The following is a 10,721-nucleotide window of genomic DNA, read 5'->3' on the forward strand; positions in this document are numbered from 1 at the left end:
ACAGCCACTTTAGCCTTTTCACCCATCGCTTTGGCGTCTTTTGCGATGAGTTTTCTTTGCTCGGTTGTCATGGGCGGGAAAAAAAGCTTGATCGTTTCGCCGTCATTATTAGGATTGACGCCGATATTGGCTTCTTGAATGGATCTTTCAATTTCTTTGAGCAGGTTTTTTTCCCACGGGCTGATTTGAAGAGTGGTCGCATCCAAGCTCATCACGGATCCGACTTGATTTAAGGCCGTGGGCGTGCCGTAATAATCCACTTTGATGTGATCTAAAATATTGACTGAAACTTTCGCGCTCCTTAGAGTGGAAAAATCTCTGTTTAAAGCTTGAATGCTTTTTTGCATCAGATCTTTGGTTTCGTTATAAATGGCCTGTAACATTATTTTTCATCCTTTTTTTGGTTGGTATGGGCGTTGGTTTGCGTTGCATGCGTTTTAGGCTTTTGGTGGGCGGTTGGGGGCGTTTTTGTATTCTCTTTGGTTTTTTCAACACCCTTTATATTATCCTCTTTGGCATCATTTTTTTCATTCGGTTTGGGGCTTTCAACAGAAGGTGCTTTGGCTGGCTCTTTAGGGAGTTCGTTAGGCGTTTGTTTTGGCATTAAAGGATTAGTGGGGGCTTGCTCTAAAGGGTTGAGCGTTGGGTTTAGTGTGGGATTGAGTGTAGGGTTAAGCGTGCCGGTGGCAGGGACTAAGGGCGAAAGCTCTTTGTTGGTTTTGGTTTCATCTAAAATGCTTTTGCCGTATTCTTTGTTGTAAAAATAGCCCAAAGCGATGGTGTTAATGACAAATAACAGACCTAAAAACATGGTCAATTTCGCCATAAAGCTTGCGGGTCCTTTAGCGCCAAATAAAGAATCGTTGCTCCCGCTATAAGCCCCTAAGCCGATGTTAGAACTTTTTTGCAACAAAACCACCACCACAATCAATACCGCTAAAACAATTTGTAAGCCTAACAGAGCGCTCGTCATAAACACTGATTCCTTAAATGCCTAAAATTTAGAAAAAATTACTCCCGATCTTATCTAAAATTTGCTAAGAATACACTAAAATTTAGTTTTAATTTCAAGCGTGGTGCGTTAAAGGCGGTGGTGTTGGACTCTTTTTATTCATTCAATCAGCATGCATTCAATCAGCATGCATTTAATCGGTATGCTAAAACTTATCACCTTTTTGCCCATATCCAGCAACAAATCGCTATCTGTCTTGTCCAATTTTTAAAACGAAAACATTACGCTAAAGTTTTGGATCTAGGATCAGGGAGTGGGGCTGTTTTTAACGCTTTAGAGCGGCAAAATATTTTGATTGAAGACTTTATCGCTTTGGATAATTCTATGAACATGCTCAAACTACACCCCACGCATTCTATTAACATTCAAAAAATCTCTTTAGAGCATGCGGATTTTGAAGAACATGTTTTTTGCGCTTACGATTTGGTTGTGTCCTCTTCCTCTTTACAATGGGCAAGGGATTTAAAAAGCGTTTTAGAAAAAATCGCTCTTTCTAGTAAGGAGGTGGCTTTAGCTATCCATACGGATTTTAGTTTGCATGAAGTGCATGAGTTTTTAGGCACGCCTTCGCCTTTAAGGGATCTCAAAACGCTTAAATCCTTAATCAAAAACGCTTTTAAACATTTTCAAATAGAATTGGAAAACAAGCGCTTCGCTCTTTATTTCAACCGCAAACAAGATTGCTTGAATTACCTTAAAAAATGCGGTCTTTTAGGGGGTTCAACGCTGAGTTTCAAGCAAAAAAAACATTTTTTCCACAACATGGCGTTTGAAAAATTGAGCTATGAAGTGTTACTCTTTTCTGGGATCAAGCGTTCTTAAAAACCAAGATAAATTAAAATATTAAAATTAGGTGGTTACAATAAACGCTAAACTAATGAGCGAGAAACAACATGCACAAAAAACGAGTCTTTTCAGGCATCCAACCTACCGGGCAAATCCATTTGGGCAACTATTTAGGAGCGATCAAGCATTGGGTAGAGATGCAAGATGAATATGAAAACCTTTTTTGCGTCGTCAATTCGCATGCGATCACCCTACCCATAGATCCTACATTTTTAAAATCCCAAAGCTATGAACTGGTCAAATTGCTTTTAGCTTGCGGGATTAATCCTAAACAATCGGGGTTATTCATTCAAAGTGAAGTGGATGAGCACCCGGCTTTAGCATGGCTATTAAATTGTCAGGTGTCTATGGGGGAAATGCAAAGAATGACGCAATTCAAAGACAAGTCTTTAAAAAACCCTAAAAGCGTGAATGTGGGGCTTTTCAATTACCCTATTTTAATGGCGTCAGATATTTTATTATACCAAAGCGATTTAGTGCCAGTGGGCGAAGATCAAAAACAGCATTTAGAACTCACGCGAAACATTGCAGAAAAATTTAACAGGGATTTTGGGAACTGCTTTAAAGTGCCAGAGCCTTTGATCGCTAAAGTGGGGGCAAGGGTTATGGGGCTAGATGATCCAAAAGTGAAGATGAGTAAATCGCATCAAGGGGCTAACCATGCGGTTTTTCTTTTAGATGAGCCAGACATTATTGTAAAAAAAATCAAAAAAGCGGCCACTGATTCTACGGGCGTTATTGCGTTTGATGAAAAAAGAGAGGGCATTTTTAACCTTTTAAACATCTACATGCTTTTAAGCAATGAAAGCCCAGAAAACATAGAAGAGCGTTTCAAAAATAAGGGCTATGGGGATTTTAAAAAGGAATTGGCTGAAGTGGTGATCCAGGCTTTAAAACCCATCCAAGAAAGATACAAAGAAATCAGCGGTGATGAAGTGAGAGCCGTTTTAAATGGCGGCGTCAAAAAAGCCAAACCTTTAGCGCAAGCGACTTATCAAAAGGCTAAAGAATTGATGGGGTTGGTTTAGATGAAAATTTTAGGCTTATGGTTAGGGGTGTTTTGTTTCCTTAAGGCTACGCCTTATTTATACTTGGGCGAAGAGCCTAAATATAAAGACAATTTCACGCATTTTGAATACGCTAACCCTAACGCCAGAAAAGGCGGTGTTTTGAGGAATGACGCTATAGGGACTTTTGATAGCCTTAACCCTTTTGCACTTAAAGGCACTAAAGCCGAAGGTTTGGATCTGATTTATGATACTTTAATGGTGCAAAGTTTGGACGAACCTTTTGCCGAATACCCCTTGATCGCTAAAGACGCAGAAGTGGCTAAGGATAACAGCTATGTGATTTTTACCTTAGACAAAAGAGCGAGATTCAGCAATAACGCTCCCATTTTAGCGAGCGATGTGAAGTTTAGCTTTGATACGATAATGAAATTAGGATCGCCTCTCTATCGGCAGTATTACCAAGACGTTAAAAAGGCGGTTGTTTTAGACAAACACCATGTTAAATTCATTTTCAAAACCACTGAAAATAAAGAGCTGCCTCTCATTTTAGGGCAGTTGCAGATCTTTTCCAGAAAAGCGTTTCAAAAGGATTATTTCACCAAAAACCCTTTACTCATTCCTGTTTCTAGCGGCCCTTATGTGATCGCTTCTTTTGATGTGGGCAAGAAAATCACCTACCAAAAAAACCCTAATTATTGGGCGAGGAATTTGCCTAGCAGAAAGGGGCAATTCAATTTTGATGAGGTCAAATTTGAGTATTATAAAGACGAAACCATTGCTTTACAGGCTTTTTTAAGCGGGGCGTATGACTGGCGCATTGAAAGCACGGCTAAGGTTTGGGCTAGGGGCTATGTGGGGAAAGCTATGGATAATAAAAAAATCACTAAATACCTGATAGCCCATAAAATGCCAAGCGGCATGCAAGGGTTTTTCTTCAACACGCGCCGGGAAATTTTTAAGGATAAAAGGGTGCGTGAAGCCTTATTTTATGCGTTTGATTTTGAATGGGCGAATAAAAATTTGTTTTTTTCGCAATACAAACGAACCACCAGTTTTTTCAGTAACTCTGTTTATGCGTCCCCCTCTCTTCCAAGCCCTGAAGAAAAAGTTCTGTTAGCCCCTTATGAAAAGAGTTTAGATGAAAGGGTTTTTAAAGAGCCTTATGTCGTGCCTAGAACCGATGGGCCTGATGTTTTGGGCTATAATTTGAGGGAAAATTTAAAATACGCTCAAAAGCTTTTAGAGAGCGCGGGCTTTTCTTACAAAAACATGCGTTTAGTGGATAAGAATAACAAGCCCTTTAGTTTCACTTTGCTTTTAAACAGCCCAGCCTTTGAAAGGCTGGCTCTAGCCTTTGCTAAAAACTTAAGGGTGTTAGGGATTGAAATGAAAATCCAAAGAGTGGATTTAAGCCAGTATGTCAATCGGGTCAAAAGCTATGATTTTGACATGATTGTAGGGGTGATTGGCCAATCGTCTTTCCCGGGTAATGAGCAGCGCTTTTATTTTGGCTCTTTGAGCGCTAAGGAAAAAGGCGCAAGGAATTATGCGGGAATCTCTAGTAAAGCGGTAGATGATTTGATTGAAAAAATCATTAACGCTAAAGATTACAAGGAACAATTAGCCGCCATTCAAGCGATGGATAGGGTGCTGTTGTGGGGGTTTTATGTGATACCGCATTTTTATTTGCCTAATTACAGGATCGCAGCGTATAATTACATTGGCATGCCTGAAGTTAGCCCTAGCTATGGATTTTCGCCGTATTTGTGGTGGATAAAAAAAGAAAAGGATCTTCAATGATTGCTTATATCCTTAAACGCTTGCTTTTGATTATCCCTACTTTATTAGCCATCATGACGATCAATTTCTTTCTGATCCAATCGGCTCCTGGAGGCCCTATAGAGCAGATGATGGCCAAAATCAATAACACGCAGTCCAAAGAGATTCAAGGCGTTGTTAAAGATCGTGCCTATAGGGGGTCTCAAGGGTTGGAGAGCGATTTGTTGGAAAATTTAAAAAAACTCTATGGTTTTGACAAGCCCATAGGCGAGCGCTACTTTCTTATGCTCAAAAAATACATGCAATTTGATTTTGGGGAGAGCTTTTACCGCCAGATCAAAGTGATAGATTTGATTAAGGAAAAATTGCCGGTATCCATTTCGTTAGGGCTTTTTAGCACGCTTTTGATTTATCTTATTTCTATCCCTTTAGGGATTTTCAAGGCCAAACGCAATAACGAGCCTTTAGACGTGTTAAGCAGCGTGGTGATCATTGTCGCTAACGCTATCCCGGCCTTTTTGTTTGCGGTGGTGTTGATCGTGTTTTTTGCTGGAGGGAATTATTGGCACTGGTTCCCTTTAAAAGGGCTAGTGAGCGATAATTTTGAAAGCTTGAACGCGTTAGGCAAAATCAAGGATTATTTATGGCATATCACTTTGCCCGTTCTTTGCATTTCTTTAGGGGGTTTTGCAAGCCTTACGCTTTTAGTGAAAAACTCTTTTTTAGATGAAATGGGCAAACTTTATGTGGTGAGCGCTAAGGCTAAGGGCTGTTCAGTGGGGCGTATTTTTTATGCGCATGTGTTCCGCAATGCGATTTTATTAGTGGTGGCGGGTTTTCCGCAAGCTTTTTTGGGCATGTTTTTTAGCTCAAGCTTATTGATAGAAATTGTTTTTAGCCTAGATGGGTTAGGGCTTTTAGGGTATGAAAGCATTGTGAGTAGGGATTATCCTGTCGTGTTTGGTTCGCTTTATATTTTCTTCACGCTTTTAGGTTTGGTAGCGAGCTTGATAAGCGATTTGCTCTGCGTGGTGATTGACCCTAGGATTGATTTTGAAAAGCGTTGAGGGCAGGAATGAAAACTGAGATGAAATCTTCTTTAAAACTTTTTGTGCAGCCTTTTTTGGTGGTTTTAGCGTTCATGTTGTTGTATGCTTTAGTGCATGCTGCGCTTGGTTTTTATGCGAAAAAAGACAGCATTTCAATAGGCCAGAATGTAGAAAAAACCGAGAAAGAGCGTCCAAACAGCGCGCTTCCGCCCAAACAAGAAGAAGCCAACACGACCGCAACCGCTAGAGAAGAAAACCCCACCAAAGACCCTCCTTTGCCTTTAGAAACAACCACGCAAAAACAAGAAATTAAACAAGAAACTAAACAAGAGCAAGAAAAAGAAAACGAACCCAAACAAAACAGCGCCTCACTTATTCAAAACCATCAAAAAACCCTTTCAACCCCTACAATTGGAAAAAAACCTTTAGAGTATAAGGCCGCAGTCAATAGCGTGAATGTGCGCGCTTTCCCTAGCACAAAAGGTAAAATCATTGGCTCGCTTGCAAAAGATAAAAGCGTGAAGGTTTTAGAAATCCAAAACGATTGGGCTAAAATTGAATTTTCTAATAAAACAAAGGGCTATGTGTTTTTAAAACTTTTAAAAAAGGCTGAATGAAAGAATAATGAAATTAAAATCTTTTGGGGTTTTTGGAAATCCCATTAAACATTCCAAATCGCCCTTAATCCATAACGCTTGTTTTTTAACTTTTCAAAAAAAATTAGGGTTTTTGGGGCATTACCACCCTATATTGCTCCCTTTAGAAAGCCGTATCAAAAACGAGTTTTTACATTTGGGGCTTAGTGGGGCTAATGTAACCTTACCCTTTAAAGAAAGAGCGTTTCAAGTTTGCGATAAAATCAAAGGTATCGCGCTTGAATGCGCTTCAATCAATACGCTTGTTTTGGAAAATGGTGATCTTGTGGGTTACAATACGGACGCCTTGGGTTTTTGGCTCTCTTTGGGAGATGGGGGCTACCAGAGCGCTCTGATTTTAGGATCTGGGGGGAGCGCTAAAGCCCTAGCGTGCGGATTGAAAAAACAAGGCTTGAAAGTGAGCGTGTTGAACCGCTCTATTAGGGGGTTGGATTTTTTCCAACGCTTGGGTTGCGATTGTTTCATGGAGCCTCCTAAAAACGCTTTTGATTTGATCATTAACGCCACTTCAGCGAGCTTGAATAACGAATTGCCTTTGAATAAAGAGGTTTTGAAAGGGTATTTTAAAGAGGGCAAGCTCGCTTATGATTTGGCGTATGGGTTTTTAACGCCCTTTTTGTCTCTAGCCAAAGAGTTAAAAACCCCCTTTCAAGATGGAAAAGACATGCTCATCTATCAAGCCTCTTTAAGTTTTGAAAAATTCAGCGCTTCTCAAATCCCTTATTCAAAAGCGTTTGAAGTCATGCGGAGTGTTTTTTGATGCAAGGGTTTTTAAGAAGCCTGTTTTTTGGGGTTAAAAAGATCCCTAAACCATTCGCTCCTCTAATAGAAAAGGGCGTTTTAAAAGAAGCGCTTGGATGCAACAAGGAGCGCTATTTTTTAAAAGAAGGCTTTGATATAGGCAGGATTGAGTGGGTAAAAAATAAGGCGTTTTTCATTTCTTTAGCGAAAAATTACCCTAAAGACCCTTTAATCAAAAACTTACCCCCCTCTTTTAAAACAGACGCTTTGATTTTATGCCAAATAGGATGTTCTAAAAAACGCCCCATAGCCTTTTTTAAAGCCGCACTTTTTGATACGCAAGACACGATGATAGCTTACTTGGCTAAAGAAAATCACCAGATTGTGGCTATCCCTTTTAAAGAGCCTTTTAAAAAACCTGTTTCTTTAAAGCACAGCCAAAGATCCTTATTAGCATTGCCCAGGCATTGCGTGGTGAAGATCGATCTTAAAAAGCGTGAAATCAGCGAAATTTTAGGGGCTTTAGAAGACCCTTTAATAGATGAAAACCTTTCTTTGAGCCTTTTTGACAGGATTAAGGATTTTTCAAAAGATTGCCTAAATTTAGCCCAACATTACGCGCAACTCAAAGCGAGCGATTTTAAAGATAGGATCAATTATTCTCACATCCCTTTTATCACCATTGACCCCAAAGACGCTAAAGATTTTGACGATGCGATTTTTTACGATCAAGAAAAAAGGGTTTTGTTTGTGGCGGTTGCTGATGTGAGCGAATTTGTGCCGAAACATTCCAGTTTGGATAAAGAAGCTAGACTTAGGGGTTTTAGCGTGTATTTCCCTAATAGCGTGTATCCCATGCTGCCTTTGAGTTTGTCTCAAGGGGCATGCTCATTAAAAGCGTTTGAAAAACGCCTGGCTTTAGTGTATGAAATCCCTTTAGACAATTTGGAAAACGCCCGATTATCTCAAGGCGTTATTGAAGTTAGGGCTAATTGCACTTATGAAGAAATCAATCATTTTTTAAGCGCTAATCAAAGCTCTTTAGATAAAGATTTGCAGCAAAGCCTTTTAGGGTTTTTAGAAATGGCTTTAAAGTTAAAAAAGGAGCGTTTAAAAAAAGGGTTTAACTTCAATTCGTTTGAAAACAAATTGTATTTAAATAAAGAAGGGCGTATAGAAAAAATTGAAACGCAAACAGAAAGCAACGCGCACACCCTTATAGAAGAAGCCATGCTGTTAGCCAACCAATCTAGCGCGAGGTTATTAGAGAAGCATTTCCACAATAAGGGGATATACCGCACCCATAAAGAGCCAAGTTTGGAGCAGCAAAAACGCCTCTACGCCAAGCTTTTTGATTATGAGATCATGCGCCCTAAAAACATGGGTTTTTTCCCTTTTTTAGAGCATGCTTTAAAGATAGCCAAAGAAAAGAAGTTGGAAAGAGAAGTTTCGCGCCTAATCATTAAATCTCAAAATTTAGCCCTTTATAGCCCCATGCAAGAAAGCCATTTTGGTTTGGGGTTTGCCAGCTATACGCATTTCACTTCGCCCATTAGACGATACAGCGATTTAGCCTTACACAGGCTTTTAAAAGAATTGTTGTTCCATCAAGCTAAAGGCTGCTCGTATTTGTTAGAAGAAACGCCTGAATTATGCGCTGAATTGAACGCTTTACAAAAAAAGGCCGCTTTGATTGAAAGGGATTTTGTCAAGCGCAAATTCGCCCGCTTGGCTTTAGAGTTTTTAGAAAAAGAGTTTTTGGGCGTTGTTTTGGAGGTTAAAGATTGGGTGGTGGTGGGGTTAAAAGAATTTATAGGGCTTAAAGTTTTAATCAAAACGAACAAGGTTTTTAAGCCGTTAGAAAAGGTGCGCGTTACAATCACGCATGCGGATTTGATTTTAGGGCAAGTTAGAGGCGAAATCACAGAAAGGATCAAAGAGCATGTATCGTAAAGATTTGGACCATTATTTAAAACAACGCCTCCCTAAAGCGGTGTTTTTGTATGGGGAGTTTGATTTTTTTATCCATTATTATATTCAAACGATTAGTGCACTTTTTAAATGCAATAACCCTGACACAGAAACTTCGCTTTTTTATGCGAGCGATTATGAAAAAAGCCAGATTGCGACCCTTTTAGAGCAGGATTCTTTATTTGGAGGGAGCAGTTTAGTCGTTTTAAAACTGGATTTTGCGCTGCATAAGAAATTTAAGGAAAATGATATCAATCTTTTTTTAAAAGCCCTAGAGCGGCCTAGCCATAACAGGCTTATCATAGGGCTTTATAATGCTAAAAGCGACACCACAAAATACAAATACACTAGCGATATTATCGTTAAATTTTTCCAAAAAAGCCCCTTGAAAGATGAAGCGATCTGTGCGCGCTTTTTTACCCCTAAAACTTGGGAGAGTTTGAAATTCTTACAAGAAAGGGCTAATGCTTTACATTTAGACATCAGCAGCCATCTTTTAAACGCTCTTTTTGAAACCAATAACGAAGATTTAAGCATTTCGTTTAATGATTTAGACAAGCTAGCGGTTTTAAACGCGCCCATCACTTTAGAAGACATTCAAGAATTAAGCTCCAATGCGGGGGATATGGATTTACAAAAGCTCATTCTAGGGCTTTTTTTGAAAAAAAGCGTGCTTGATATTTATGATTATTTGTTAAAAGAGGGCAAAAAGGATGCGGATATTTTAAGGGGGTTAGAGCGGTATTTTTACCAGCTTTTTTTATTTTTCGCCCACATTAAAACAACCGGTTTAATGGACGCTAAAGAGGTTTTAGGCTACGCTCCTCCTAAAGAGATTGCTGAAAATTACGCTAAAAACGCCTTGCGTTTGAAAGAAGCCGGCTATAAGAGGGTTTTTGAAATTTTTAGGTTATGGCACATTCAAAGCATGCAAGGGCAAAAGGAATTGGGCTTTTTGTATTTGACCCCCATTCAAAAAATCATTAACCCTTGAAAAATGCCTAGGGCGTTTTTCGTTTTGAGCTTTAATATTCCAATAAAACTAAATTTAATCCAAAAACAAGCGAAAGCAAGGTATAATTGAAAGTTTTTTAGACCTTGCTCTTTTTTAGTAAAAAAAGGGCTATACAACCACAAGGAGAATGGATGAGGCATTATGAAACGATGTTTATTCTCAAACCTACTTTAGTAGAAGAAGAGATTAAATCCAAAATTGAATTTTATAAAGAAGTAATCACTAAGCATCATGGCGTGATTGAAACGAGCCTGGATATGGGCATGCGTAATTTGGCTTATGAAATCAAAAAGCATAAAAGAGGCTATTATTATGTGGCGTATTTCAAAGCAGAGCCGTCCATGATTGTAGAGCTTGAACGATTGTATCGCATCAATGAAGACGTGTTGCGTTTCATTATGATCAAATACGAAAGCAAAAAAGAAGTAGAAGCGTGGCATGCGTTAGTGGATAGGGCTAATAAAAAGCCATCACACGCTAAAGAAAAACACGAAAAAACCGAACACACGCATTCTCACCACGCAGAGGAAGCAGAAAGCGTAGGATCTCATAGCGAATAAGGGCTTATCATGTTTAATAAAGTGATTATGGTAGGGCGTTTGACTAGGAATGTGGAGTTGAAATATTTGCCTAGCGGTTCGG

Annotated in this window: 12 protein-coding genes and 1 pseudogene; 10 read left to right on the forward strand and 3 right to left on the reverse strand. The window is 39.3% G+C overall.

Annotated elements, in window-relative coordinates:
- A partial coding sequence (gene frr / locus DV63_RS14720) for a ribosome recycling factor (RefSeq protein WP_020982449.1) occupies positions 1-383 on the reverse strand: 383 nt, incomplete at its 3' end.
- A complete protein-coding gene (gene secG, locus DV63_RS14725; RefSeq protein ID WP_017179712.1) occupies positions 383-973 on the reverse strand; it encodes a preprotein translocase subunit SecG in 591 nt (196 codons plus the stop codon). The genes secG and frr, both read right to left, overlap by 1 nt.
- A 123-nt stretch (positions 974-1,096) precedes the next feature.
- Between secG and DV63_RS14730 the strand changes: the two genes are divergently transcribed.
- The 8 genes from DV63_RS14730 to holA all read left to right on the forward strand — a co-directional run bounded on the left by DV63_RS14730 (position 1,097) and on the right by holA (position 10,058).
- Positions 1,097-1,834 (forward strand): methyltransferase domain-containing protein, encoded by a 738-nt coding sequence (locus tag DV63_RS14730; protein ID WP_000376949.1) that lies wholly within the window; start codon positions 1,097-1,099, stop codon positions 1,832-1,834.
- Between the two features lie 71 nt (positions 1,835-1,905).
- Positions 1,906-2,886 carry a tryptophan--tRNA ligase gene (gene trpS / locus DV63_RS14735; RefSeq protein WP_000549122.1) on the forward strand — a complete coding sequence of 327 codons (981 nt, stop codon included), beginning with the start codon at positions 1,906-1,908 and terminating at the stop codon, positions 2,884-2,886.
- On the forward strand, positions 2,887-4,668 hold the full coding sequence (locus tag DV63_RS14740) for an extracellular solute-binding protein (protein WP_000697387.1): 1,782 nt from the start codon (positions 2,887-2,889) through the stop codon (positions 4,666-4,668). It begins immediately after the preceding gene.
- Positions 4,665-5,714, forward strand: a complete 1,050-nt coding sequence (locus DV63_RS14745) for a microcin C ABC transporter permease YejB (RefSeq protein WP_000562585.1) — start codon at positions 4,665-4,667, stop codon at positions 5,712-5,714. The genes DV63_RS14740 and DV63_RS14745 overlap by 4 nt, the downstream gene beginning before the upstream one ends.
- Positions 5,715-5,722: 8 nt before the next feature.
- Positions 5,723-6,313 (forward strand): SH3 domain-containing protein, encoded by a 591-nt coding sequence (locus tag DV63_RS14750; protein ID WP_000846092.1) that lies wholly within the window; start codon positions 5,723-5,725, stop codon positions 6,311-6,313.
- A 7-nt stretch (positions 6,314-6,320) separates the two neighbouring features.
- A complete protein-coding gene (locus tag DV63_RS14755; RefSeq protein ID WP_000769676.1) occupies positions 6,321-7,112 on the forward strand; it encodes a shikimate dehydrogenase in 792 nt (263 codons plus the stop codon).
- On the forward strand, positions 7,112-9,046 hold the full coding sequence (locus DV63_RS14760) for an RNB domain-containing ribonuclease (RefSeq protein WP_001161292.1): 1,935 nt from the start codon (positions 7,112-7,114) through the stop codon (positions 9,044-9,046). The genes DV63_RS14755 and DV63_RS14760 overlap by 1 nt, the downstream gene beginning before the upstream one ends.
- Positions 9,036-10,058, forward strand: a complete 1,023-nt coding sequence (gene holA, locus DV63_RS14765; protein WP_000285833.1) for a DNA polymerase III subunit delta — start codon at positions 9,036-9,038, stop codon at positions 10,056-10,058. Before DV63_RS14760 ends, holA begins: the two co-directional genes overlap by 11 nt.
- On the opposite strand, the gene DV63_RS18660 is transcribed toward holA, so the two are convergent.
- Positions 10,037-10,219 carry a hypothetical protein gene (locus DV63_RS18660; protein WP_001120514.1) on the reverse strand — a complete coding sequence of 61 codons (183 nt, stop codon included), beginning with the start codon at positions 10,217-10,219 and terminating at the stop codon, positions 10,037-10,039. The genes holA and DV63_RS18660 overlap by 22 nt on opposite strands.
- Here DV63_RS18660 and rpsF point away from each other — a divergent pair.
- Positions 10,211-10,639, forward strand: coding sequence for a 30S ribosomal protein S6 (rpsF, locus tag DV63_RS14775; protein WP_001216711.1), 429 nt, complete (start codon positions 10,211-10,213; stop codon positions 10,637-10,639). The two genes, DV63_RS18660 and rpsF, sit on opposite strands and share 9 nt — an antisense overlap.
- A 9-nt stretch (positions 10,640-10,648) precedes the next feature.
- Positions 10,649-10,721 (forward strand): annotated as a pseudogene (locus DV63_RS18290) (single-stranded DNA-binding protein); the annotation flags it as partial.

Source organism: Helicobacter pylori FD535, from assembly GCF_000296015.2.
GTDB classification, from domain to species: Bacteria; Campylobacterota; Campylobacteria; order Campylobacterales; family Helicobacteraceae; genus Helicobacter; species Helicobacter pylori_CT.